The organism is Achromobacter pulmonis, from assembly GCF_902859765.1.
Taxonomy (GTDB): domain Bacteria; phylum Pseudomonadota; class Gammaproteobacteria; order Burkholderiales; family Burkholderiaceae_B; genus Achromobacter; species Achromobacter pulmonis.
The window spans coordinates 21501-44023 of the sequence record NZ_CADIJV010000017.1 but is presented as its reverse complement, the minus strand read 5'-3'; the positions used below and the strand labels follow the sequence as shown (position 1 = coordinate 44023).

Genomic DNA, 22523 nt, shown 5'->3' with positions numbered 1-22523 from the left:
CCGTTTTGGCCTCTCTCATGCCAACGCGGCGTTGCGCGCGGCGCGGCGCAGGGCCTGCGGCGGCTGGCCGTAGACCCGCAGGAAGGCGCGCCGCATGCGTTCGCTGTCCATGAAGCCGACGCGACGCGCCACGCTGTCGATGCTGCCGTCGCCCGCCTCGATGCGCGCCCGGGCCGCCTCGGCGCGGATGCGCTCGACCGCCTTGGCGGGGGTCTCGCCGGTTTCGGCCTTGAAGCTGCGCAGCAATTGGCGTGGGCTGACGCACGCCACTTCGGCCAGATGCTCCACCGTCAGGGCCGCGCCCAGGTTGGCGCGGATGTGTTCCAGCACCGCGCGCATGCGTTCGCTGTCGGGCGCCAGGTCCTGCAGCGCCGAGAACTGCGACTGGCCGCCGGAGCGGCGGTGGTACACCACCATCTCGCGCGCGGTGACGGCCGCCAGTTCGGCGCCCAGGTCGGCCTCGACCATCGCCAACGCCAGGTCGATGCCGGCGGTAATGCCTGCCGAGGTCCAGGTGTCGCCGTCGCGGATGTAGATGCGGTCGGGTTCGACACGCACCGCCGGGTAATCGCGCGCCAGCATCGCGGCATGGCGCCAATGGGTGGTCGCGCGGCGGCCGTCGAGCAGGCCCGCGCCCGCCAGTACCAGGGCGCCGGTACAGACACTGGCCAGGCGCCGGCCCGCCCGGCGCTGCGCCAGCAGCCGGGCGCGCAACGCGGGCGTGATGGCAGTGGCGCGTGCGCCCTCGCCGCCGGGCACCACCAGCGTATCGGCGGGCATGCCGCGCCAGGGCGATGTCTGCACGCCGATGCCGCAGGAACTGCGCACCAGGCCCCCGTGCTCGGATACGACGTGCACCGCATACGCCGGGCCGGCGGCGGTCTGCGCGAAGCGGCCCGCGGTCTGGAACACGGCGGCGGGGCCGGACAGGTCCAGCAGCTGGAAATCGGGCACCAGCAGGAAGGCGACGTGGTGAGTCATGGCGGCTTGGCGTTTTTTAAGGGATTTATGTCATTTACGCCATAGTGTGCGTCGTTACATTGAGGCCTGTCAAACCCGCCCTCCTCCTGCTACCTCATGTCCCTCACGCCCCCGCCCGCCACCGGCCGCCGCAACGCCCGCATCCTGGCCGTGTGCCAGGGCCTGTTCATCGCGGCCATTTCCATCGACCTGACCTTGACTGCGCTGACGGGCCACATGCTGGCGCCCGACAAGGCGCTGTCGACGCTGCCGTTCGCGCTGATCACGGTGGCCGGCGCCGTGGTCACCTGGTTCGCCTCGCTGCTGATGCAGCGCATCGGCCGGCGCAACGGCTTCGCGCTGGGCGCCCTGGCAGGCGCGGCCGGGGGCGGCATTTCGGTGTGGGCGGTGTTCCACGCCGATTTCTGGGCCTTCTGCGCCGGCACCGCGCTGGTGGGCGTGTTCCAGGCCTTTGCGCAGTACTACCGGCTGGCGGCGGCGGACGCGGTGCCGCCGGCGGCCAAGAGCCGCGCGATCTCGGTGGTGATGACCGGCGGCGTCATCGCCGCGATCGCCGGGCCGGCGCTGGCGGCCTGGAGCCGCGACCTGTTCGCGCCGGTGACGTTCGCCGGCGCCTACCTGATGGTGGCGCTGCTGGCGCTGTTGTCGGCCGCCCTGCTGTTCGGCTTCTATCGCGATGCCGACGCGCCGGTGGCGGCCGGCGAGATCCAGGCCGGCCTGCCGCCGCGCCCACTGCGCACCGTGGCGCGCCAGCCGGTGTTCATCGCCGCGCTGGCCAACAACGTGGTGGGGTCGGTGTCGATGATGTTCATCATGACCGCCGCGCCACTGGCGGCGGTGGCCTGCAGCCACAGCATCGGCGACGGCGCCAACATCATGCAGTGGCACCTGGTCGGCATGTATGCGCCGGCCTTCTTCGCCGGCGCGCTGATCCAGCGCTTCGGCCTGCCCAAGGTGCTGGGCGCGGGCATGCTGTTGAACGTGGCCTGCGCGCTGATCGCGATGTCATCGCCGTCGCTGCCGGCGTTCTACGCCGCGCTGTTCTGCCTGGGGGTGGGGTGGAATTTCATGTTCGTCGGCGGCACCACGCTGCTGGCGCAGTCGTACCGCCCGTCCGAACGGGCGCGCGCCCAGGGCGCGGCCGAGATGTTGCGTTATGCGGCGACCGCCGTAGCGACGCTGGCGGCCGGACCGGCCCTGGACGCGTTCGGCTGGGAAGCGCTGAATGCCGCCATGCTGCCGGTGGTGCTGGCGGCCGGCCTGATGACCTGGCACTGGGCGCGCGGGTCGGCCCGCAACGCCACTGCGGCCGGCGCGGCCTGACGTCGGCGCGGCCACGGGCGGACGCGGCGCGCGTCTGCGCTCATTGCTGCCGGCGGCGCTGTTCCAGTTCGCGCAGGCACTGGGCGACGCCGGCCTGCATCTGGGCATTGGACACCGCGGCGCGGTCTGAGACCTCGCGGCAACGCGCGTATTCGGCCTGACTCGCGGGCGTGTCGCGGATCACGGCCGGGGCGGCCGCATTCGGGTCGGGCGTGACGGTCATGCGCAAGGTGGACGGGGGCGACAGGCTGCCATCCTTGGAGCGCTGGCTGGGATATTGGAATTCCTGTGTGACCGGCGCCGCAGTCTGCGCCTGGGCCACGCCGCCGAGGCAGGCCAGAGCCAGCAGGACAGCGGTGAACGGGAGTTTCTTCATGAGCGACCTCTCTTCGTTGAACGCGCCCGCGCCAGATGCCCGGCCCGGTGACGCGCCGGTCTATCGTAGCCCCGCGCGCGGCCATGGGGCGTGCCAAGACGCTACGCCGGCAGCAAGATTTGTTTCTTGCGGTTTCCCGTGCGGACTCAGCGCGCCGCCGGCGGCTGGCGCAACGGCGCCAGCAGGGACGACAGGCCGTTGTGGTCGAGTTCGTGCATCAAGGCCAGCAGACGCCCCAGTTCTCCCGGCGGAAAGCCCTTGCGCGCGAACCAGGCCAGGTACGGCCCCGGCAGGTCGGCGATCAGGCGTCCCTGGTACTTGCCGAAAGGCATGCTGCGCGTCACCAGCAATTGCAACAGTTCCGGATCCATGGCCGCTTATCCTGCCTCGCCGAAGCGAATGTCGGCGGCCGGCACGGCGGCGATTTTTACGCCGAAGCTGACAATCGACGACAGCGTGGCGTTGTGGTGCGCGCGGATCTGGGCGCCCGACGCATGCGGCTTGTCCTGGGTGGTGTGGGCATCGGCCGCCAGCGTCACCGGATAGCCCAGCGCCGAGGCGCGGCGCACGGTGGTGTCGACGCAGAACTCGCTCGCGTAGCCGCACACCACCAGGTGCGTGGCACCCACCCGCGACAGCGCGTCGTCCAGGTCGGTGCGCAGGAAGGAATCGGGCGTGGTCTTGCGAACGCGAATATCGCCGTCGGCAGGATGCAGCCGCGTGTCGATCTGCCAGCCCGGCTCGCCATGAGCCAGCTTGCTGCCGGGCGATTCATGCTGCACATAGATCACCGGCACGCCGGCGGCGCGGGCACGTTCGGTAAGCTCGTCGATGCGCGCCAGCACGGCGCCGGCCTCGGCGGGCTCGGGTGTGGTTTCGAACAGGGCGCGTTGCACATCGATCACAATCAAAGCGGACTTCATGGTTCTCTCGGAAGGAAATGGCGGCTTGGCAAGGCCGGGCGCGCGGGAATGGAAGGCAGGCCTAGCCACATTCGGCGCCAACCAGCGCGGGCGGCCAGATGCGCGCATACATCCAGAAATGGCGCGGCTCGCCGCGTACCTGACGGTAATGATGCAGCAGCCCTTCGCGGTCGAAATGGCAGCGTTCCAGCACGCCGGCCGACGCGGTATTGGTATCCAGCACCGTGGCCTGGACCCGGGCCAAGCCCAGCGTCTGAAAGGCCCACGCAGTGACGGTCTCGCAGGCCCGCGAGGCAATCCCGCGACGCCAGTGCGAAGGAGAAAGGTCATAAGCGATTTCGGCGCGGCGCGCGCCGGGCGCGATCTCGTTGAACCCGATGGTTCCGACCAAGCGGTCGTTGGTCTCGACGATCGCCAGGCGCATGCAATGACTGGCCACCGGGTCGGCATAGTCCTGGATCAGATCGGCCAGCGCCTGCGCGCCGTCGATCTGCCAACTGGTGTGGCGGGTCACGTTGTCGTCACGCAGGTAGGCATACCAGTCGGCCGCATCGGTCTGGCGTAGCGGACGCAGGCGCAAGCCGAAAATATCCAGTTCGGGCGCGCATTGCGGCCAGTCGGCAAGAGGCAGGAGCATGGGGTATGTCGCAAGAAAGAAGCCTGCCGGCATGCGTTCGCACCGGCCAGGGAAAGCTTAACAGCCCCGCGACCGTCAGAAATCCAGCCGCCCCTTCAATTCGCCGAACGGCACCATGACGTGTTCGCGGTAGGCCGGACGTTCGCGCAGGCGTTCGTACCAGGCCCGCACGTGCGCCAGGGGCTCGTGGGCGATGTCCAGTTCGTAGTAGCGGTACAGCGTGGTGGCGGCGGGAATGTCGGCCAGCGTCAGCGCCTGGCCGCCCAGATAGGGTTGCGCGGCCAGCACCGCATCGAGCTGGCGCAGGCAGGCATGGGTGGCGTCCAGGCTGCGCGCGATGGCGGACGGATCGCGCTGGGCCTCGGGGGTGCGGTAGTAGCCCCAGAACACGCCGGACAGGAAGGCCGGCTGCAGCGCCGTCTGGGCCCAGTCCATCCAGCCGTCGGCGCGCACGCGGCGCGCCGGGTCGGCCGGCCAGAAGGCCCCGGCGCCATGGCGCGCGGCGAGGTAGCGCAGGATGGCGTGCGATTCCCACACCACGGTGTCGCCGTCGCGCAGCAGCGGCACCCGCCCATGCGGGTTCATCCGCAGGAATTCGGGCGTGTCCAGCAGGCCGAATCGGCCGCCGGCGGGAATGTGTTCGTAGGCCAGGCCGAGTTCACCGGCCAGCCACAGCACTTTCTGCACGTTGAATGAACTGCGCCGGCCCCAGATTGTCGGCATGGCGGTCACCTTTGTCCGGTCCGGTCACGCGGCCACGACGATGCGCGGTTCGCAGTGCACGGGGAAGTTCATCGAGTTGGCGATATAGCAGAAGTGATGGGCGCGGGCGTGCAGGGCCTCGGCCAGACCGGCGTCGCCACCGGCGGCGATGGTGACCTCGGGGCGCAGCGTGACCGAGGCGAAGGCGCCGCCACGCTGGGAATCTTCGCGCATGACGCCGTGCGCATCGTCGCGGTAGGCCGTCACGGTGATGTTCTCGACCGCGCACAGGTGCAGGTACCAGAGCTTGTGGCAGGCCGACAGCGAGGCCACCAGCAGATCTTCGGGATTCCAGCGTGCCGCGTCGCCGCGGAACGCCGGGTCGGCCGAGCCGGCGATGTCGGGCTTGCCCGGCGCCTGGATCAGGTGGTCGCGCGCATACGCGGTGTAGCTGGCGGTGCCCTTGCCGGTGTTGCCGGTCCAGGTCACGCTGACGTCATAGTGGTGTTCGCCATTCATCGCGGCATCCTCGGTGTTCGCGCCAATGGCGCGCAAAGACGGGTAGCGTAGCGCAAGCGCGAGCGCCACGCCGGACGCTGCCGCGGCGCTAGGGCTTGTTCCCTTGTCGCGCGCCCATCAGCGAGCGCGACAGGCGGCTGGCCGCGGCGAGGATGGGTTCCTTCAATTCAAGCAGCACGCTCTCGCTCAGGCGCGAGATCGGTCCCGAAATGCACACCGCCCCCAGCAGCGTCCAATTGATGCCATAGACCGGCGCGGAGATGCTGGACACCTCGGCCTCGCGTTCGCCCAACGACACCATGTAGCCGGCGCGGCGCACCGATTCATAGGGTTCGCCCGCTTCACCGGAAAAAGCGAGCAGCACGCGGCCCGGGCTTCCCAGCTCCAGAGGCAAGGCCGCGCCGACGCGCACGTGGTGCCGGATCGACTTCGGGCCTTCGACGCGCGCCATGCAGATGCGCTGCTTGCCCTCGCGCACGTAGAACGTCGCGCTTTCGCCGGTCGCCGCCGACAGCTCGCGCAGGATCGGCTGGACCACCTCCGCGATGTTGAAGGTGGCCTGGTAACACGCGCCCAGCCAACCCGCGGCGCGCGCCAGGCGCCAGGTGCCGTCGGGCCGCTGCGCCAGGTAGTCGTCCAGCGCCAGGGTGCGGGCCAGCCGCAATACGGTGGAACGGTGGCAGCCGGTGCGCCGGCTCAGTTCCGCCAGCGACAAATGCGCGTCCTCCACGCCAAACGCTTCGAGGATGCGCATCGCGCGGCGCACGGCCACCACGCCCTCTTCGGCCGAGTCCACACCAGATTCCGGATTCATATCATGGTTCGCCATACGCAACACGTTTCACTGTACGAACTCGTATTGTATTGGACGGAACACTCTTCGACAATTCGTCCACCAAAAACAAACATCGGAGACAAAACATGAAGCCGTTCGCGCGCTTGCTGTCGGGCCTGGCCCTGGTGTGCATGAGCAGCCTGAGTGCCGCCCAGGGATATCCCGACAAACCCATCCGCCTGATCGTGCCGTTCCCGCCCGGCGGCGGCACCGACGTGCTGGCCCGGGAAGCGGCAATGAAGGTGGCCGGCAACACCGGCTGGAACATCGTCACGGAAAACCGGCCAGGCTCGGGCGGCAACATCGGCGTGGACGCGGTCGCCAAATCGGCGCCGGATGGGTACACCCTGGTACTGGGACAGACCAGCAATCTGGCGATCAACCCCACCCTGTACGCCAAGCTGCCCTACGACCCCGAGAAAGACCTCACCGCCATCGGCCTGGTGGCCGACGCGCCGCTGGTCATCGTGGTGCCGGCCAACTCGCCGTTCAAGACCTTCGAGGACATGCTCGCGGCGGCCAAGGCCAAGCCGGGGTCGCTGAACTTCGCCAGCTCCGGCAATGGCACGGTGGCTCACCTGGCGGCGGTGCAGTTGCAGAATGCCGCGGGCATCAAGCTCACGCACATCCCCTACAAGGGCGCGGCGCAGGCCTCCAACGACCTGATCGGCGGGCAGATCGACATGTATCTGTCGTCGGTTCCCACCCTTATCGGCCACGTGCGCAGCGGCAAGATGCGGGCGCTGGCGGTGACTTCAGCGCAGCGCGTACCGGACATGCCCGACGTGCCCACTATCGCCGAACGCGGCTTTCCCGGCTTCGAGGCCGTCACCTGGTTCGGCCTGGCCGCCCCCGCCGGCACGCCGAAGGACGTCGTGCAGCGCCTGAACGCCGAGTTCAACAAAGCGCTCCAGACCCAGGATCTGCGCGTCAAGTACCAGGAACAGGGGGCGCGCGTGCTCACCGGCACGCCGGAGGCATTCGCCAAGCTGATCCACGACGACCGCATCCGGTGGCGCAAGATCGTCATGGATTCGGGCGCGAAGGTGGAGTGATCCTGCCGTGGCTGCCGACGATGCCTACTCCAGCGGTGACGCCCGGCCGGCCACCGCGGCTCCGCCCGGGGCGTGCGACTGCCACATCCACGCCTATGACCGCCGCTATCCGGCGGCGAGCGGCGCCAGGCTGCTGCCGCCGGACGCGTCGATGACGCAGTACCGCGCCGTCCAGGCCCGCCTCGGCACCCAGCGCGCGGTGCTGGTCACGCCGTCCACCTACGGCGCCGACAACCGCGCCATGCTCGATGCGCTGGCCCAAATGGGCGAACAGGCGCGCGGGGTGGCCGTGATCGACGGCAACGAAAGTGACGCGCAATTGGAAGCCTTGCACAGCGCCGGCGTGCGCGGCATCCGGCTCAACCTTTCGCTGGGGGTGACCGGCTCGGTCGACCAGATCCTGCCGCTGGCGGCGCGGGTGGCCCCGCTGGGATGGCATGTCCAGTTGCTGATGCCGCCCGATCGGCTGGCGGAACTGGATGGCCTGCTGTCGGCATTGCCGGCGCCGGTCGTGTTCGACCACATGGCCCGTATCGGTCCGCAGCAGGCCGGCGCGCATCCCGCCCATGCCCTGGTGCTGCGCCTGCTGGGCCAAGGCCGCGCCTGGCTCAAGCTGTCGGGCGGCTACATCGTCAGCCCCCGCCACTGCGTCGAGGACCCGGCGCTCGACGCCCTGGCCCGCAGTTATCTCGATGCCAACCCCGAACGCATCGTCTGGGGCAGCGATTGGCCCCACGCATCGGCGTCGGCCGGCATGCAGCCCATGCCCGACGACGCGCGCCAGTTCGACAGATTGGCCGAATGGACCGGCAGCGCCGGGTTGCGCCAAGTCCTGGTGCACAACCCGGCGGCCTTGTACGGCTTTCCGGCATGAATACCAAAACACCGAGGAGACACCCCATGCATGCACCCTTCACCCTCTCTCGCCGGCGCTTCATCGCCGTTGGCGCGGCCCTGGCCGCGAGCGCCGCCTTCGGCGCGCGCGCCGCGCAGGATTGGCCGGCCGGCAAGACCATCACCTGGGTCGTGCCCTACCCGGCCGGCGGCAGCACCGACGTATTGGGCCGCGCCATCGCGCAACAACTGGACGCGCAGATGGCCACGCGCGTGATCGTCGACAACCGCCCCGGCGCCACCGGCACCATCGGCGCCGCCCGCGTGGCCCGCGCCGAGCCGGACGGCCTGACGCTGCTGGGCACCTCGATCGGGCCGCAGGCGATTGCGCCGCACATACTGGGCAAGCTGACCTACGACCCGGTGGCGGATTTCGCGCCCATCATCGAGGTCGGCACCATTCCGCATCTGCTGGTGGTGGGCAAGGAACAGCCCTTCCGCACGGTGGCCGAACTGATCGCGGCCGCGAAAAAGGCGCCCGAAAGCCTGGCATACGCCTCCGGCGGCACCGGCACGATCCTGCATATGCAGGGGGAACTGCTGCAGCAAAAGAGCGGCGCGCGGTTCCTGCACGTGCCGTACAAGGGCGACACGCCCGCGCTGCAGGACACGCTCGCCGGGCAGGTGCAGTTCGCGTTCATTCCCGCGGCGGCCGCGCTGCCGCATGTGCAGACCGGCGCGCTGCGCGCGCTCGCCGCCACGTCGGCGCGGCGGCTGCCTGCCTTGCCGCAGGTGCCGACCATGGCCGAGGCCGGATTCAACGATTTCGTGGTGGAGCAATGGCAGGCCGTGTTCGCCCCGGCCGCCACGCCCGCTCCCATCATCGCCCGGCTCAACGCCGAAATCGGGCGCGCCCTGCAAAGCCCGGCGCTGACGACGCTGGCCGATCAGCTCGGCATCACGCTGGCCGGCGGCACACCGCAGGATCTCGATGCCGTCCGCAAAGCGGACTTCGACAAATGGGGCAAGGTCATCCGCGAGGCGGGCATCAAGCCGGCCTGACCCTGCCTTCAAGACACTTACCTTCCACAGGAACATTCATGGCCAACCAGGACATTATCAAGGACTTCCCGCGCGTCGGCGCAGACATCGTGAGCCGCGCCGCCGCGCTGCAACCGGCCATCCTGGCCGATGTGGCCGGCCGCCGCGGCGCGCTGAGCGGCCGCATCCGCCCGCTACATCCTGGCATGAAGCTGGCCGGCACGGCGCTGACGGTGGAAGTGCGGCCCGGCGACAACCTCATGATCCATGCCGCCATTTCGCTGGCCAGGCCCGGCGACGTGCTGGTGATCGACGGCAAGGGCGACCTCAGCTCGGCGCTTATGGGCACCATCATGATGAACGCCTGCCGCAAGCTGGGCATCGCCGGCGTAGTGATGGATGGCGCGGCGCGCGACGCGGTTGAGATCATCGAAATGGACTACCCGGTATTCGCCGCGGGCACCAATCCGAACGGCCCGACCAAGAACGTGCCCGGCCGCATCGGCCATCCGGTGTCGGTCGGCGGCGTGACCGTCCACCCCGGCGACTTCATCATCGGGGATGCCGACGGCGTGGTGGTGGTCGAGCGCGAGAAAATCGAAGGCCTGCTGCCCGCCGCCGAAAAGAAAGTCCGCGACGAGGCCGCGCGCATCGCCGCGATCCAGGCCGGCGACACCGAGGCCAAATGGCTGACCGCCGCCTTGCGCGCCGCGGGCGTGCTGAAGGAAGGAGAGTCGCTGTGAATCCGATCGCCGCAGGCAAGGCCGCCATTGTCGTGACCGCGGCCGACCTGGCCCCGGAAGCGGTCGCGCTGCTCCAGGATTTCAACCTGGTGTTCGCCGGCAAGACGCCCACCGAAGACGACATCGTGGCGTTGTGCCGTCAGCACAACCCGGTTGCCATCATCGTGCGCTACAGCAAGGTCGGCGCCGCCGCCATGGATGCGGCGCCCGCGCTGCGCGTGATTTCCAAGCACGGCAGCGGCACCGACACCATCGACAAGGCCGCCGCCGCCCAGCGCGGCGTCCAGGTCGTGGCCGCGGTGGGCGTGAATGCCGCCGCCGTGGCCGAGCATGCGCTGGCGCTGCTGCTGGCGTGCGCCAAATCGGTCGTGGCCCTGGATGCGCGCATGCGCGCGGGCCATTGGGACAAATCGACGCACAAGAGCCTGGAACTGGACGGCAAGACCATCGGCCTGGTGGGCCTGGGCGCCATCGGCCGGCGCATGGCCGCCATGGCGCACGGCCTGAACATGCGCGTGATCGGCTTCGACCCGTACGCCGGCGACCTGCCCGGCTACATCACCCAGGCGCCGCTCGAAGCGATCTGGCGCGAGGCCGACGTGGTGTCGCTGCACTGTCCGCTGACCGACGGGAACCGCGGCATGATCAATGCCGCGACGCTGGCGCAGTGCAAGCCCCGCGTGGTGTTGGTCAACACCGCGCGCGGCGGCCTGGTCGACGAAGACGCGCTGTTGCAGGCGGTCCGCTCGGGCCAGGTGCGCGCCGCCGGCCTGGACAGTTTCGCCGTCGAGCCCATGACGGCCGGCCACCCCTTCCAGCAGGAGCCGCGCATCATTCTCAGCCCGCACATCGGCGGCGTGACCAGCGCGGCCTACGTCAACATGGGCGTGGCCGCGGCGCGCAATGTGCTGGATGTGCTGGCCCGCGCAGCCTCGCCCGCCTGAGGAGCCACGCCATGCCGCAACGCTGGAAGCACGCGCCGCCGGGCAGCAACTGGGGCGAATTCGGCCCCGACGACCAACGCGGCCGCATGAACCTGGTGGATCGCGCCAAGGTACTGCAGGGCATCGCGGAAGTCCGCGAGGGCCTGACATTCTGCCTGTCGCTGCCGCTGGACGTGCCGGGCGGCATGGCGCTGAACCCGCGCCGCCTGCCGCCGCAACGCTTTGCCACGCTGCGCGACGGCAAGAGCGCCGGGGCCCAGGGCTTTTGCTGGTCCTACGCGACGGAAGACCCGTTGCTCACCGACGTGGTGTGCGACGACGTACTGCTGATGAATACACAGTACTCGACGCAATGGGACAGCCTGGCGCACATGGGCAGCCGGTTCGACGCCGACGGCGACGGCCAGGCCGAGGCGGTGTTCTACAACGGCTTCCGGGCCGGCGCCGAGGTCCTGGCGGCCTCGGAGGACCCGGGGGCCGTGGCGGACTGGGCCCGCTTTCCCGGGCCCCGCGCCGACGCGCTCGGCATCGAGCAACTGGCCGAGCACGGCGTGCAGGGCCGCGCGGTGCTGATCGACCTGGAAGCCCATGTCGGCCGCACCCGCGCCGCCGTGGGCTATGACGCGCTGATGCGCATTCTGGAGGCCGACGGCGTGACCATCGAAGCGGGCGACATGGTGTGCCTGCACACCGGATTCGGCGACACGCTGATGTCGATGAACCGCCAGCCCGACGTCGCGCACCTGCATGCCACCGGCAGCGGTCTGGACGGCGACGATGCGCGGCTGCTGCAATGGATCGTCGACTCGCGCCTGGCATGCCTGATTGCCGACAACCCCGCCGTCGAACTGGTGCGGCCGGTCAGCCTGGGCGGCCCGGCGACGCCGCTGCGCCGCCCGCGCCTGCCGCTGCATGAGCACTGCCTGTTCAAGAATGGCATCCACCTGGGCGAGTTGTGGTGGCTGACGCCGCTGGCGCGCTGGCTGCGCGCCAATGGGCGCCACCGCTTCCTCTTGACCGCGCCCCCGCTACGCCTGCCGGGCGCGGCCGGCTCACCGGCCACGCCCATCGCCACGGTCTGAATCCCCCAAATTCCCCATGGGCGCAGCCGCCGGCACAGGCAGCGCGCCCAGCCCCCCCCCCGAGGAGACATCTCGTGAAACCGATCCGCCTTTTGCCGCTGGCGCCAGCGTTCTGCGCCAGCATCGTGGCCACGCAATCGCCCGACCGTCCGCTCAAGCGGGCGGCGCACCCACGCTGTCCGCGGCGCCGCCGAATTCCGCGCGGCCATTGACTGACCCGCAGACGGAACGCGCGGCCCGCACCCTGGCCAACGCCGGCATCCACAACGAATAACGCGGCGCCCTGCCGCGACCCCAAGGCAAACGGAGACCTGCCATGAAATTCAAGCTGTCCGCCCTGGCGGCATCGCTGCTGCTTGCAGCCGGCGCCGCCCAAGCCGCCTATCCCGACCGTCCCGTGCGCGTCGTCGTCGGCTTCTCGCCCGGCGGCCCCACCGACGTGGTGGCCCGCGCCTTCGCCTCGTATGCCTCGCAGGCGCTGGGCCAGACCTTCGTGGTCGAGAACCGCCCGGGCGCCAACACCATCCTGGCCGCGGAGGCCGTCGCCAAGTCCGCGCCCGATGGCTACACGCTGTTGTTCGGCGCCACCAACCACACCATGATTCCGGCGCTCTACGCCGACCGGGTCCGTTTCGATGCGCTGAAATCCTTCACGCCGCTATGCGCGGTGGCCGTCAGCCCGACCGTGCTGGTCACCGGTCCCGCCCTGAAGGTGAAGACGCTGGACGCGTTCCTGGCGCGCGCCCGCGCCGAGCCGGGCCGCTTGACCTATGCGACGCCCGGCACCGGCAGTTCCGGCCACTTCGCCACGGCGCAGTTCCTGCGCCAGACCGGCATCCAGATGAATCACATCCCGTACAAGGGCGCGGCGCAGGCGGTCTCCGATCTGATGGGCGGCCAGGTCGACAGCTCTCTGGCGACGCTCGGCTCGGTACTGCCGCAGATCCAGTCCGGCAAGCTCTCGGCCCTGGCCGTGGCCGCGCCCCGGCGCCTGGCGCAACTGCCGCAAGTGCCGACGTTCGACGAGGCCGGCGTGCCGGGCTACCGCGCCGACGCCTGGTATGGCCTGCTGGCCCCCGCTGGCCTGGCGCAGGACGTGCGCGCCAAGCTGGAGCAGGTGGCGAGCGAGTTCTCGCGGGCCGACGCCACGATCAAGAGCCTGGACGCCCTGGGCATGCAGCCGCGCCAGACCTGCGGCGAGGCCTTCAGCACGCAGTTGGCCCATGAAGTCGATACGTACCGTAACCTGGCCGGCGAGCTGGGACTCAAAGCCGAATAACGCTCCCGCACCACCATAAGCAGAGGAAGACAGATGACTCACCATCCCCGAACCCGCTCCTGCCGTCGACGCGCCGCGCTGCTCGTCGCGGCCACCCTGCCGCTGCTGGCTTGCGGCATCGCCCGCGCCGCCGACCCCTGGCCCAGCCGCCCGGTGCGGATCGTGGTGCCCTACGGCCCGGGCGGCGCGGTCGACGTGGCCACGCGCAAGGTTGCGCAGTTGCTGTCGACGCAGACCGGCCAGAGTTTCGTCGTGGAGAACAAGCCGGGCGCGACCGGCACCATCGGCGTCAGCCAGGTGGCCCGCGCGCCGGCCGATGGCTACACGCTGGTGGCCAACGACACCACCTATTCGCTGTTGCCGCACATCTTCAAGCAACTGCCCTTTGATCCGGCAAAGGACTTGCAGCCCGTGTCGGCCTTCATCTTCGCGCCCATGGCGCTGGCGGTGGCGGCCGATGGCCCGTATCGCACCCTCGATGATCTGATAGCGCGGGCGCGCGCCAAGCCCGACACCGTCACGTATGGCTCGGGCGGCCCCGGCACTACGCCCCACTTCGCCGCCGAAGGGCTGGCGCTGGCGACCGGCGTGAAGTTCATGCACGTGCCCTTCAAGGGCGCCGCCGAAGCCACCCAGGCGGTGCTGGGCAAGGTGATCGACTTCCAATTCGCTTCGACCACCGGCCTGATGGGGCCGGCTCAGGGCGGGCAATTGCGCCTGCTGGCGGTGAGCGGCACCAAGCGGCTGCCGGTGCTTCCCGATGTGCCGACTTTCGCGCAGGCCGGCGTGAAGGATTTTGGCGTGATCAACTGGACCGGTTTGTGGGCGCCCAAGGGCACCCCGCCGGCGGTCACCGAACGCCTGCAGCGCGAGGTGGCCAAGGCCATGGCATCGCAGGAAATGCAGACCTTCGCCACCAAGATGGGCGCCGAGCCGCGCGCCGTCGACGCGGCGCAATTCGCCCGCATCCTGGCCGACAGCAGCACAATGTGGGGCAACGTGGCCCGCAGCATTGGCTACGACGCCAAGTAGACGCCGAGGAGACCGCATGTTTTTCCTGCAACCGCCCCAAGTGGCGCAACTGGACGCATGGACCGCCATGCCCGACCGCTTCCGCCGCCACCAGCGCAGCGACTGGGCCGACGCGAACCGCGGCGGGGCGCCGGTCGATTCGTTCCTGGAAGGCCCGGTGTTCGATCGCCATGGCAACCTGTACGTCACCGACATCCCCTGGGGGCGGGTGTTCCGCATCGGGCCCGATCGCCAGTGGTCGCTGGTGGTCGAATACGACGGCGAGCCCAACGGCATGAAGTTCCTGGACGAGCAACGCCTGCTGATCACCGACTACAAGAACGGCCTGATGGTCCTGGACGTGGCTAGCGGGCAGGTCGCACCCTACCTGGCCCGCCGCAACAGCGAGCGCTTCAAGGGCGTGAACGATCTGATCCTCGACGCGCAGGGCAATATCTATTTCACCGACCAGGGCCAGAGCGGCCTGCACGATCCCAGCGGCCGGCTGTACCGTCTGCGCCCGGGTGGCCAGCTCGATTGCCTGCTCGACAACGTGCCCAGCCCCAATGGCGTGGCGCTGTCGCCTGACGGCAAGGTCCTGTACCTCGCGGTGACGCGCGGCAATTGCGTCTGGCGCGTGCCGCTGATGGCGGACGGCGGCGTCAGCAAGGTGAGCCAGTTCTTCACCTCGTACGGTCCCAGCGGCCCGGACGGCCTGGCGGTGGACCGCGCCGGCAATCTGCTGGTGTGCAATCCCGGCCTGGGCTACGTGTGGCTGCTCAACCACCGCGCCGAGCCGGAGATCGTCTGGCGCAGTCCCGAGGGCATGTCGACCACCAACCTCGCCTTTGGCGGTGAGGACGGCCGCACGCTGTTCTGTACCGAATCGGTGTCGGGCACGATCCTGACCGCGCGCGCGCCACACCCCGGTCTGCTGGCCCGCGCTCCGCGCTGAAACGGTCGCGGCGCCGGGCCAGTTCGAACGGGGGACAAGCGCGGCGGGCCTGGGGCGCCCGCCGCGCGTGCCCTTACATCCCGTTTCAGCAAGGATGGGCTTGCGTCCGTATCGTGGACGCACAGCAACACAGGAGCTCGCCATGATGAAAACCACCCTGACCTGCACCCTGACCGTCGCCCTGCTTGCCGGCTGCGCCCCCTCCCGCCACACGTCCGCCGTGCCCGTGGACAGCCACACCGCGCGCGATTCGCTCGACTGGCCCGGCAGCTACGAAGGCACCCTGCCCTGCGCCGACTGCCCCGGCATCCGCACCCGCCTGACGCTGATGAAGGATGGCCGCTACGAGCGCACCACGCAGTACCTGGACCGTCAGCCGCAACCCGAAGCGGTGGCCGGCACCTTCAGCTGGGAGTCCGACGGCAGCACCATCCGCCTGGACGCCTCGGGTGACAGCCAGCGTTACTTCATCGCCGAAAACCAGGTGATCATGCTGTACCGCGACGGCACCCGCCCCACCGGGCCGCTGGCGCCGCACTACATCCTGCGGCGCGCGCACTAGCGCGCCGCCGCGCCGGCCGCCCGCAAGCCTCCCGCTTCCGGCTATTCTCTGCCGCAGCACCCGCCGCGCCGCCCGCCCCGCCATGGGCGCCGCGCCTCCAACAAAGGAAGCCATGAAGACCGATCACGAACTGCTCGACGCCTTTGCCCCGACCGGCGTGCTGCGCGCCTCCATCAACCTGGGCAACCCCATCCTCGCCAATACCCACCCGGAAACCGGCGCGCCCGGCGGCGTGTCGGTCGACCTGGCCACCGAACTGGCCCGCCGGCTGGACGTGAAGCTGGAGCTGGTGGTGTTCAAGTCCGCCGGCGAATCGGTCAACGCGGTCGCCGCCGAGCAGGCCGACGTGGGCTTTTTCGCGATCGATCCGCTGCGCGGCGAACAGATCGCCTTCACCGCGCCGTACGTGGTGATCGAAGGCGCCTACCTGGTGCGCGATGATTCCCCCATCACCCGCATGGAAGAGGTGGACCGCGCCGGCCAGCGCGTGGTGGTCGGCAAGGGCAGCGCCTATGACCTGTACCTGACGCGCGAGATCAAGCACGCCGAGTTGTTCCGCGCGCCCACCTCGCCCGCCGTGGTCGACACCTTCGTCAAGGAAAACATGGAAGTGGCGGCCGGGGTCAGGCAGCAGTTGCAGGCCGATGCGCAACGCCTGGGCGGCCTGCGCCTGCTGGACGGCCATTTCATGCTGATCCGCCAGGCCATGGGCGTGCCCAAGCGCCGCGGCGCCAAGGCCAGCGCCTACCTGGCCGCCTTTGTCGAAGCCATGAAGAAAAGCGGCTTCGTCGCCGAGGCCCTGGCGCGCCACAAAATCCAGGGCGCCGCGGTGGCGCCGCTGGACGCGGCGCCGCAATAAAGGGATGCCGGGCCACGCCAGCGGCCCTCTGGCCTGGATGCCACCCGGGTCGTGTCGCGCGCGGCCCTGTCGGCCGGCCGCGCGCCGGCCGGCGCAATCCGCCGATGACGGCCCGGCAAACCGGGCGCCATCGGCGGCAACCCGCGCGCCTCAGTGGCTGATCATCCAGGGCCGGGCGCCGGCAAAGGACTTGGCGCCATCGGCCGCGGTGCGCGTCTTGCCGGACTTGCGTGCGCCCGCACAACAGCCGCAGTTCAAGCCGTGGCCCGAACGCGAGCTGCGCGGTTCGTTGGCGCTGCGCTCGTTGGCGGCATGGGCGCGGTTGACGGCCGAGGACAGCGCCGAGATCGCGGGCGCGCCGCCGACGATGCGGCTCGAAGCGGCGCCGCAGCGCGGGCAGTCGGCCGGATCGCGCCATTGCGCGAGCGGCCGCAAGGCCGCGAACTCGCCGCAGTCGGCACAGGCGTAGTCATACATGGGCATGTCGGTCTCCTTCGCGCGGGGCTCAGCGGTCGCGCGACAGGGGCATGTCGACGCCGCCCTTGATGTGCTGGACCGGTCCCGACGCCGACGGTTGGATGTCGAAGTCGAAGATCTCGGTCGGCAGCCACAGCGTGGCGCAGGAGTTGGGAATGTCCACCACCCCGCTGATGTGCCCCTGCACCGGCGCGCAGCCCAGGAGCGAATAGGCCTGCGCCCCCGAGTAGCCGAATTTCTTCAGGTATTCGATGGCGTTCAGGCAGGCCTGGCGATAGGCCACGTTCACGTCCAGGTAGTGCTGCTTGCCGCCCTCGTCCACCGAGATGCCTTCGAAGATCAGGAAGTCCTTGTAGGCCGGCGTGATCGGGCTGGGCTTGAAGATCGGATTGCGGATGGCGTACTTGTCCATGCCGCCCTTGATCAGCGTAACGCGCATGTGCACCCAGCCGGCCATCTCGATGGCGCCACAGAACGTGATCTCGCCATCCCCCTGCGAGAAATGCAGGTCGCCCACCGACAGCCCGCCGCCTTTGACGTAGACCGGGAAGAACACCCGCGCGCCGCGCGACAGGTCCTTGATGTCGCAGTTGCCGCCGTGCTCGCGCGGCGGCACGGTGCGCGCGCCCTCGGCCGCCGCGCGGTCGCGCTCGGCCCCTTGCAGCGCGCCCATGTGCGCCGTCTTGGGCGCCGGCGGGTTGGCCAGCGGCGGCACGCGGTTGGGGTCGGTGTCGATCAGCGCCTGCTCGCGCTGGTTCCAGGTATCCAGCAGCTTCTTGTCGGGCAGGCATCCGATCAGACCGGGATGGATCAGGCCGGCGAAGCTGACGCCCGGGATGTGGCGCGACGACGTGAACATGCCGTGGAAATCCCAGATGGACTTCTGCGCATGCGGGAAGTGGTCGGTAAGAAAGCCGCCGCCGTTGTTGCGGCTGAAGAAGCCGTTGAAGCCCCACAGGCTGTCGGGCTTGGCGCCGATGTCCAGCAGGTCCACCACCAGCAGGTCGCCAGGCTCGGCGCCTTCGACGCCGACCGGGCCGGACAGGAAGTGCACGGTGGACAGGTCGACATCGCGCACATCGTCGGCGCTGTCGTCGTTCTTGATGGCGCCGCCGGTCCAGTCGTAGGTCTCCAGGATGAAGTCGTCGCCGGGTTTGACCCAGACGGCCATCGGGATATCCGGATGCCAGCGGTTGTGAATCTTCTCGTTCTCGTAGGGGGACTGGGTCAGGTCAACCTGGATGAGGGTGTCGGTCATTCTCTTTCATCTCCAACGCAACGTGTTGATAAAACAGAACTTGCCATCCTTGGCCTGCCGACCGGCCTGACGCGTTCGCGTGGGCGTCGGCGACCATTGATGCGTCATGCACGGTAGGCCAGATTCAGGCAACGGTAAACTGGGTTTTTTCACAGTGACGCCATCGCCGCGGGCCGGCGCCCCCTGGCCCGGACCGCGCCGTCAGCCGCGCTTGCGGCAGAAGCAATAGACGTGCCGGTAGCAGTCGTCCACCATGTGGCGCGAGGCGGTCATGCCGTCGATGGCGGGCACGAACTCCTCCAACCCGTCGTCCACCACGACCGGAAACGGCGTGCGCTCGGGCAGATCGTTGTAGCCCAGCACCAGCACGCCGCCGGGCTTGAGCACCTGGTGGCATTGCGCCAGCAGGCGACGCAGGGCGGCCTCACCGTCGATGCCGAAGCCGAGCAGGCCGTTGGCGACCACCACATCGAAGACGTCCGGGCAGTAATGCGCCGCCATCTCGAGCGCATCGCCGGTCCAATGCCGCCCCGGGCGTCCGTAGACCGCGTTGCGCGGCGAGATGTCGAGCGAATGGAAGTCTGCCCGCAGCAAGCGGGGATAGTGCCAATTGTGCTTGTCCACGCCGAGGAACAGCAGTTGCTGTGGTTCGGGCCCGGCGGCTGCCAGCCGGTTCAGATATCCGAAAATAGACGCTTCGAGAAACGCGCGGCTCGGGGTGTCCAGCCTGAAGTGGGCCCCACAGCGTTCGGCCAGAACAGGCGACAGCCTGAACAACGCCCGCTTGGCGATATATTTCAATTTGCGCATCACAGTCCCTCTTGCTTCGAGGGAGAGCAATATGCGTTACACAAGCTGGCGTGACTATGGGAATGATCCGATATTTTCACACCGGTACCCAGAACACGCGCGCTCCGGCCGCAACGAAATACTTTGACCATGTCCCTTTCCCGCCCCCTGCCCGCGTTGCTCCTGCTCACCTGTGCCCTGCCCCTGGGCGCCGCCCAGGCGGCCGCGGAATGCGTGGCGCGGTTCGACGCCAGCGCCGCCCGCTACCAGGACGCCGTGGCGGTGCAGAAAGGCCGCGAGACGGCCAACTGGCAAGAGCTGAACGCGCCGCTGTGCCAGGGCCGGCTGGACCTGTTGGACATGGCGTTCGAACAGGTCGACGACTATGAGCAATGCGTGCGCGATGGCGGGGAATTTCCCGCAGACACCGTGCGCGCGATGACGGGCCAGTCTGACAACCTGGCCGCGCGCAAGACCGCGTGGATCAATACCTGCGGTCCCTACATGAAACCATAGCGGGGCGGTCTGGCAGCGGGGGCCAGGCCCCCGCGATGCATCGTGGCCGCGTCAGGCGACCGCCGCCGGTTCGGCCCGCGGAAAGAAGATCGCGCGGGCCGGATCGAAGTCGTAGCGGCTTTCGAAGTCGGTGGCGTCGGCGGCCAGCGCCAGCACCGAGTCGAGAATGAAATCAGCCTTGGCGTCGGACAGCAGCACACTGAAGTTCAGGCGGACGAAGCCCGGCTTTTCGATCTCGCGGCCATCCAGGATGGCCTGGCGCATGCGCGCCGATTCGGCCTCGTCGATCGCCAGCAGCTGATGCACATACGGGCCGGCGCAAGCGCAGCCGCCGCGCGCCTGGATGCCGAAGCGGTCGCTCAGCATGCGCGTGACCAGTTGCTGGTGCACGTAGCCGCCCTGGCCGTTGCGCACGCGGAACGAGAAGATCGGCAGGCGCGGCGCGCGCAATGACCCCAGCAGTTCGAGGCGGGGATCGTCCTGCCAGCGGGCCAGCGCGCGCTGCACGAAGGCGGCATTGCGCCGCGCCATCAGGTCGGCGCCAAGCGCCTCCTTGACCAGCAGCACCAGCGCGGCGCGGATGTCGCCCACCACATTGGGCGTGCCGGCCTCTTCGCGCGCCTCGAGGCTGGCGCTGTAGTCGTGGGCCGTAGGCGAGACGAACTTGACGGTGCCGCCGCCCGGGAAGGTGGGCGTGGCGGCGACCACGGCATCGCGGCGCACGATCAGGATGCCGGAGGCGCCGGGACCGCCGATGAACTTGTGCGGCGAGAACACGATGGCGTCGATCGGCGCATCGGCCGCGGGCGTCATGCGGATGTCCAGGTACGGCGCGCCGCCGGCGTAGTCCCAGATCATCCGGGCGCCGGCGCGCTTGACGCGGCGGGTGATGGCCGGGACGTCGGCGACGATGCCGGTGACGTTGGAGGCGGCCGACAGCGCGCAGATGACCAGCGTGCCGTCCGGCGCCTGCAGCGCGGCGTCCAGCTCGCCCAGGTCCGGGCCGCCCTGCGGGCTTTCCGCCAGCACGACGATGTCGGCGCCGCATTCGCGCCACGGCAGGATGTTGGAATGGTGTTCGTATGGCCCTATGACCACGCGCACCTTGCGGCCGGCGGCCAGCGCGGCCGGCACACCGAACAGGTGCACCAGGCGGTTGATGCCCTGGGTGGCGCCCGAGCCGGAGAAGATCACGGCGTGTTCGTCGCCGGCGCCGCAGCAGCGGCCGACCACGGCGCGCGCCTCGCGCCGCAGGCGCGTGATGAAGCCGCCGCAGAAGGAGGCTTCGGTGTGCGAATTGGCGTAGTACGGCAGCACGTGCTCGAGCACGAAGCGTTCGACCTGCATGAGCGCGCGGCCGGAGGCCACGTAATCGGCGTAGACCAGAGGCTTGAGGCCGAACGGGCCTTCAATGACGGCGTCCTTGCCGATCAGCCCGTCGGCGAGGCTGGCGACGATGTCGGAGGATTGCAGGGAGAGCTGGAACTGGCGCAACGGCCCTGTGGCGGCCGGGGTCGCGGGGGTAGACATGATGAGGATTCGAAGAAACGGCTGGCGGGAAAGTTATCGGAATATCATACGATGGAAGGAATTTTGAAACCTCACCTAAATTTTCCTTAAAACCCTCAAAAATAGATCGCTTGAACTGGATTATGGAAAAAATTGACAAGTTTGATCTGAATATCATTTCCTGCCTGCAACGCGAAGGCTCGCTGTCGCAGCGCGAGCTGGCCGACCGGGTCGGGTTGTCACAGAACGCCTGCTGGCGCCGGCTGCAACGGTTGAACGCCTGCGGCATCATTCGCGGCACCCGCGCCGAGGTGAACCTGGCGGAACTCGGGCTGGACCTGACGGTGTTCGTGATGATCCGCACCAGCCACCACGCCAAGGCATGGGCCGACGGCTTTCGCAAACACGTCGAGCGCTTGCCCGAAGTGACCGGCTTCTACCGCATCGGCGGCGACTGGGATTACCTGATCCAGGTGGTCTGCCGCGGCATTGCCGGGTACGACCGCTTCTATCAGAAGCTGATCACCGATTTCGAACTGTCCACGGTGACGGGGTTCTTCAGCATGGAAGCCATCATCGAAAACCGGCCACCCGACCTGGGGTTGCTGCATGATGCCGCCGCCTAGCCCGACGGACGCCGGCCCGGCGCCGCGCGCCACGGACCGGGACTGGCGCCAGGCGCCCCCTGCCCATGAGTCGCCCGCCGCCTTATATCCACGGGTTATCCCGGATGCCTGCATATAGACAAATCGTCAATAATTCGCCAACGTTTTATTGTCGATCCGTCCCCATCTGCTCATGCCTGTCTCCGTCAGGGACGCCATTGTTTCCTCCTCTCATCTCGCCTCGTCCGCCCCGGAGTTGTCCGAGGTGGAGTTCGGCCTGATCATCGCCTCGCACGCCTTCAACCGCTGGATGGTCCGCTGCATGGCCTGCGCCGGCCTGCCCGAGCTGACCTCGCTGGACATTCTGGTGCTGAACCACGTGTTCCATCGCGGCCGCGGCAAGAAACTGGCGGACATCTGCTTCACGCTCAATGTCGAAGACACCCATCTGGTGAACTATTCGCTCAAGAAGCTGGAGCGGCTGGGCGTGGTGCAAAGCGCCAAAACCGGCAAGGAAGTGATCTACACCACCACCGATGCCGGCGCGGCCGCTATCCAGCGCTACGCCGAAGTGCGCGAGCAATGCCTGGTGCAACCCTTCATCGACTCCCCCGCCGCGGACGATGCCAGCCACCAGTTGGCCAATACCCTGCGCGCCCTGTCGGGCCTGTACGACCAGGCCGCCCGCGCCGCCACCTCGCTGTGAGA

Annotated in this window: 27 protein-coding genes; 15 read left to right on the top strand and 12 right to left on the bottom strand. The window is 68.9% G+C overall.

Annotated elements, in window-relative coordinates; all coding sequences use genetic code 11:
* Window positions 1-15: 15 nt before the first annotated feature.
* A complete protein-coding gene (locus HV701_RS15495; RefSeq protein ID WP_175133925.1) occupies window positions 16-981 on the bottom strand; it encodes a GlxA family transcriptional regulator in 966 nt (321 codons plus the stop codon).
* A 96-nt stretch (window positions 982-1077) separates the two neighbouring features.
* On the opposite strand from HV701_RS15495, the gene HV701_RS15490 reads away from it, so the two are divergent.
* Complete coding sequence (locus HV701_RS15490; protein WP_175133924.1) at window positions 1078-2304, top strand: MFS transporter; 1227 nt, start codon at window positions 1078-1080, stop codon at window positions 2302-2304.
* A 40-nt stretch (window positions 2305-2344) separates the two neighbouring features.
* Here HV701_RS15490 and HV701_RS15485 read toward each other — a convergent pair whose 3' ends face one another.
* From HV701_RS15485 to HV701_RS15455, 7 genes are all read right to left on the bottom strand, one after another.
* Window positions 2345-2680: a hypothetical protein gene (locus HV701_RS15485; RefSeq protein WP_175133923.1), complete on the bottom strand. Its 336-nt coding sequence runs from the start codon at window positions 2678-2680 to the stop codon at window positions 2345-2347.
* A 146-nt stretch (window positions 2681-2826) separates the two neighbouring features.
* The gene (locus tag HV701_RS15480; RefSeq protein ID WP_175133922.1) at window positions 2827-3051 is read right to left on the bottom strand and encodes a DUF3820 family protein; all 225 of its coding nucleotides are present in this window, start codon (window positions 3049-3051) and stop codon (window positions 2827-2829) included.
* A gap of 6 nt (window positions 3052-3057) precedes the next feature.
* Window positions 3058-3603 carry a cysteine hydrolase family protein gene (locus HV701_RS15475; protein ID WP_175133921.1) on the bottom strand — a complete coding sequence of 182 codons (546 nt, stop codon included), beginning with the start codon at window positions 3601-3603 and terminating at the stop codon, window positions 3058-3060.
* 61 nt (window positions 3604-3664) lie between these two features.
* Complete coding sequence (locus HV701_RS15470) at window positions 3665-4240, bottom strand: GNAT family N-acetyltransferase (protein WP_175133920.1); 576 nt, start codon at window positions 4238-4240, stop codon at window positions 3665-3667.
* A gap of 75 nt (window positions 4241-4315) precedes the next feature.
* Window positions 4316-4963 (bottom strand): glutathione S-transferase family protein, encoded by a 648-nt coding sequence (locus HV701_RS15465; protein WP_175133919.1) that lies wholly within the window; start codon window positions 4961-4963, stop codon window positions 4316-4318.
* A 24-nt stretch (window positions 4964-4987) separates the two neighbouring features.
* Entirely contained in the window at window positions 4988-5461 is a 474-nt protein-coding gene (locus HV701_RS15460) for an OsmC family protein (protein ID WP_175133982.1), read from the bottom strand.
* An 88-nt stretch (window positions 5462-5549) separates the two neighbouring features.
* On the bottom strand, window positions 5550-6275 hold the full coding sequence (locus HV701_RS15455; protein ID WP_175133918.1) for an IclR family transcriptional regulator: 726 nt from the start codon (window positions 6273-6275) through the stop codon (window positions 5550-5552).
* 107 nt (window positions 6276-6382) lie between these two features.
* On the opposite strand from HV701_RS15455, the gene HV701_RS15450 reads away from it, so the two are divergent.
* The 11 genes from HV701_RS15450 (at window position 6383) to HV701_RS15400 (ending at window position 16661) form a co-directional block, all read left to right on the top strand.
* Entirely contained in the window at window positions 6383-7351 is a 969-nt protein-coding gene (locus HV701_RS15450; protein ID WP_175133917.1) for a Bug family tripartite tricarboxylate transporter substrate binding protein, read from the top strand.
* A gap of 7 nt (window positions 7352-7358) precedes the next feature.
* Entirely contained in the window at window positions 7359-8225 is an 867-nt protein-coding gene (locus HV701_RS15445; protein ID WP_175133916.1) for an amidohydrolase family protein, read from the top strand.
* Window positions 8222-9247 (top strand): Bug family tripartite tricarboxylate transporter substrate binding protein, encoded by a 1026-nt coding sequence (locus HV701_RS15440; protein ID WP_420867818.1) that lies wholly within the window; start codon window positions 8222-8224, stop codon window positions 9245-9247. The genes HV701_RS15445 and HV701_RS15440 overlap by 4 nt, the downstream gene beginning before the upstream one ends.
* 38 nt (window positions 9248-9285) lie before the next feature.
* The gene (locus HV701_RS15435; protein WP_175133914.1) at window positions 9286-9969 is read left to right on the top strand and encodes an RraA family protein; all 684 of its coding nucleotides are present in this window, start codon (window positions 9286-9288) and stop codon (window positions 9967-9969) included.
* Window positions 9966-10913, top strand: a complete 948-nt coding sequence (locus tag HV701_RS15430) for an NAD(P)-dependent oxidoreductase (protein ID WP_420867817.1) — start codon at window positions 9966-9968, stop codon at window positions 10911-10913. The genes HV701_RS15435 and HV701_RS15430 overlap by 4 nt, the downstream gene beginning before the upstream one ends.
* Window positions 10914-10924: 11 nt before the next feature.
* Window positions 10925-11995, top strand: a complete 1071-nt coding sequence (locus HV701_RS15425) for a cyclase family protein (RefSeq protein WP_175133913.1) — start codon at window positions 10925-10927, stop codon at window positions 11993-11995.
* A 316-nt stretch (window positions 11996-12311) separates the two neighbouring features.
* Window positions 12312-13274 (top strand): Bug family tripartite tricarboxylate transporter substrate binding protein, encoded by a 963-nt coding sequence (locus tag HV701_RS15420; protein ID WP_175133912.1) that lies wholly within the window; start codon window positions 12312-12314, stop codon window positions 13272-13274.
* 33 nt (window positions 13275-13307) lie between these two features.
* Entirely contained in the window at window positions 13308-14306 is a 999-nt protein-coding gene (locus HV701_RS15415; RefSeq protein ID WP_175133911.1) for a Bug family tripartite tricarboxylate transporter substrate binding protein, read from the top strand.
* A 16-nt stretch (window positions 14307-14322) separates the two neighbouring features.
* On the top strand, window positions 14323-15240 hold the full coding sequence (locus HV701_RS15410; protein WP_175133910.1) for an SMP-30/gluconolactonase/LRE family protein: 918 nt from the start codon (window positions 14323-14325) through the stop codon (window positions 15238-15240).
* A 142-nt stretch (window positions 15241-15382) separates the two neighbouring features.
* Window positions 15383-15802, top strand: coding sequence for a copper resistance protein NlpE (locus tag HV701_RS15405; RefSeq protein WP_175133909.1), 420 nt, complete (start codon window positions 15383-15385; stop codon window positions 15800-15802).
* A 112-nt stretch (window positions 15803-15914) separates the two neighbouring features.
* Complete coding sequence (locus HV701_RS15400) at window positions 15915-16661, top strand: ABC transporter substrate-binding protein (RefSeq protein WP_175133908.1); 747 nt, start codon at window positions 15915-15917, stop codon at window positions 16659-16661.
* Window positions 16662-16811: 150 nt separating this feature from the next.
* Here HV701_RS15400 and HV701_RS15395 read toward each other — a convergent pair whose 3' ends face one another.
* The 3 genes from HV701_RS15395 to HV701_RS15385 all read right to left on the bottom strand — a co-directional run bounded on the left by HV701_RS15395 (window position 16812) and on the right by HV701_RS15385 (window position 19206).
* Window positions 16812-17144 carry a zinc ribbon domain-containing protein gene (locus tag HV701_RS15395; protein ID WP_175133907.1) on the bottom strand — a complete coding sequence of 111 codons (333 nt, stop codon included), beginning with the start codon at window positions 17142-17144 and terminating at the stop codon, window positions 16812-16814.
* A 22-nt stretch (window positions 17145-17166) separates the two neighbouring features.
* Complete coding sequence (gene fmdA, locus HV701_RS15390) at window positions 17167-18396, bottom strand: formamidase (RefSeq protein WP_175133906.1); 1230 nt, start codon at window positions 18394-18396, stop codon at window positions 17167-17169.
* Between the two features lie 201 nt (window positions 18397-18597).
* A complete protein-coding gene (locus HV701_RS15385; RefSeq protein ID WP_175133905.1) occupies window positions 18598-19206 on the bottom strand; it encodes a class I SAM-dependent methyltransferase in 609 nt (202 codons plus the stop codon).
* 129 nt (window positions 19207-19335) lie between these two features.
* On the opposite strand from HV701_RS15385, the gene HV701_RS15380 reads away from it, so the two are divergent.
* Window positions 19336-19701 (top strand): hypothetical protein, encoded by a 366-nt coding sequence (locus HV701_RS15380; protein ID WP_175133904.1) that lies wholly within the window; start codon window positions 19336-19338, stop codon window positions 19699-19701.
* A 51-nt stretch (window positions 19702-19752) separates the two neighbouring features.
* Here HV701_RS15380 and HV701_RS15375 read toward each other — a convergent pair whose 3' ends face one another.
* Window positions 19753-21231 carry an aminotransferase class V-fold PLP-dependent enzyme gene (locus tag HV701_RS15375; RefSeq protein WP_175133903.1) on the bottom strand — a complete coding sequence of 493 codons (1479 nt, stop codon included), beginning with the start codon at window positions 21229-21231 and terminating at the stop codon, window positions 19753-19755.
* A gap of 122 nt (window positions 21232-21353) precedes the next feature.
* Here HV701_RS15375 and HV701_RS15370 point away from each other — a divergent pair, with 122 nt between their 5' ends.
* Window positions 21354-21836, top strand: a complete 483-nt coding sequence (locus tag HV701_RS15370) for an Lrp/AsnC family transcriptional regulator (protein WP_217467967.1) — start codon at window positions 21354-21356, stop codon at window positions 21834-21836.
* A 172-nt stretch (window positions 21837-22008) separates the two neighbouring features.
* On the top strand, window positions 22009-22521 hold the full coding sequence (locus HV701_RS15365; RefSeq protein ID WP_175133902.1) for a winged helix DNA-binding protein: 513 nt from the start codon (window positions 22009-22011) through the stop codon (window positions 22519-22521).
* Window positions 22522-22523: the final 2 nt, after the last annotated feature.

Coding starts and splice junctions, on each gene's coding strand:
- HV701_RS15385 (WP_175133905.1), bottom strand. CDS start 19,206: ATGCGCAAATTGAAATATATCGCCAAGCGGGCGTTGTTCAGGCTGTCG.
- HV701_RS15410 (WP_175133910.1), top strand. CDS start 14,323: ATGTTTTTCCTGCAACCGCCCCAAGTGGCGCAACTGGACGCATGGACC.
- HV701_RS15440 (WP_420867818.1), top strand. CDS start 8,222: ATGAATACCAAAACACCGAGGAGACACCCCATGCATGCACCCTTCACC.
- HV701_RS15395 (WP_175133907.1), bottom strand. CDS start 17,144: ATGCCCATGTATGACTACGCCTGTGCCGACTGCGGCGAGTTCGCGGCC.
- HV701_RS15455 (WP_175133918.1), bottom strand. CDS start 6,275: ATGAATCCGGAATCTGGTGTGGACTCGGCCGAAGAGGGCGTGGTGGCC.
- HV701_RS15380 (WP_175133904.1), top strand. CDS start 19,336: ATGTCCCTTTCCCGCCCCCTGCCCGCGTTGCTCCTGCTCACCTGTGCC.
- HV701_RS15475 (WP_175133921.1), bottom strand. CDS start 3,603: ATGAAGTCCGCTTTGATTGTGATCGATGTGCAACGCGCCCTGTTCGAA.
- HV701_RS15435 (WP_175133914.1), top strand. CDS start 9,286: ATGGCCAACCAGGACATTATCAAGGACTTCCCGCGCGTCGGCGCAGAC.
- fmdA (WP_175133906.1), bottom strand. CDS start 18,396: ATGACCGACACCCTCATCCAGGTTGACCTGACCCAGTCCCCCTACGAG.
- HV701_RS15415 (WP_175133911.1), top strand. CDS start 13,308: ATGACTCACCATCCCCGAACCCGCTCCTGCCGTCGACGCGCCGCGCTG.
- HV701_RS15425 (WP_175133913.1), top strand. CDS start 10,925: ATGCCGCAACGCTGGAAGCACGCGCCGCCGGGCAGCAACTGGGGCGAA.
- HV701_RS15490 (WP_175133924.1), top strand. CDS start 1,078: ATGTCCCTCACGCCCCCGCCCGCCACCGGCCGCCGCAACGCCCGCATC.
- HV701_RS15485 (WP_175133923.1), bottom strand. CDS start 2,680: ATGAAGAAACTCCCGTTCACCGCTGTCCTGCTGGCTCTGGCCTGCCTC.
- HV701_RS15460 (WP_175133982.1), bottom strand. CDS start 5,461: ATGAATGGCGAACACCACTATGACGTCAGCGTGACCTGGACCGGCAAC.
- HV701_RS15480 (WP_175133922.1), bottom strand. CDS start 3,051: ATGGATCCGGAACTGTTGCAATTGCTGGTGACGCGCAGCATGCCTTTC.
- HV701_RS15495 (WP_175133925.1), bottom strand. CDS start 981: ATGACTCACCACGTCGCCTTCCTGCTGGTGCCCGATTTCCAGCTGCTG.
- HV701_RS15400 (WP_175133908.1), top strand. CDS start 15,915: ATGAAGACCGATCACGAACTGCTCGACGCCTTTGCCCCGACCGGCGTG.
- HV701_RS15420 (WP_175133912.1), top strand. CDS start 12,312: ATGAAATTCAAGCTGTCCGCCCTGGCGGCATCGCTGCTGCTTGCAGCC.
- HV701_RS15465 (WP_175133919.1), bottom strand. CDS start 4,963: ATGCCGACAATCTGGGGCCGGCGCAGTTCATTCAACGTGCAGAAAGTG.
- HV701_RS15470 (WP_175133920.1), bottom strand. CDS start 4,240: ATGCTCCTGCCTCTTGCCGACTGGCCGCAATGCGCGCCCGAACTGGAT.
- HV701_RS15450 (WP_175133917.1), top strand. CDS start 6,383: ATGAAGCCGTTCGCGCGCTTGCTGTCGGGCCTGGCCCTGGTGTGCATG.
- HV701_RS15375 (WP_175133903.1), bottom strand. CDS start 21,231: ATGTCTACCCCCGCGACCCCGGCCGCCACAGGGCCGTTGCGCCAGTTC.
- HV701_RS15370 (WP_217467967.1), top strand. CDS start 21,354: ATGGAAAAAATTGACAAGTTTGATCTGAATATCATTTCCTGCCTGCAA.
- HV701_RS15365 (WP_175133902.1), top strand. CDS start 22,009: ATGCCTGTCTCCGTCAGGGACGCCATTGTTTCCTCCTCTCATCTCGCC.
- HV701_RS15405 (WP_175133909.1), top strand. CDS start 15,383: ATGATGAAAACCACCCTGACCTGCACCCTGACCGTCGCCCTGCTTGCC.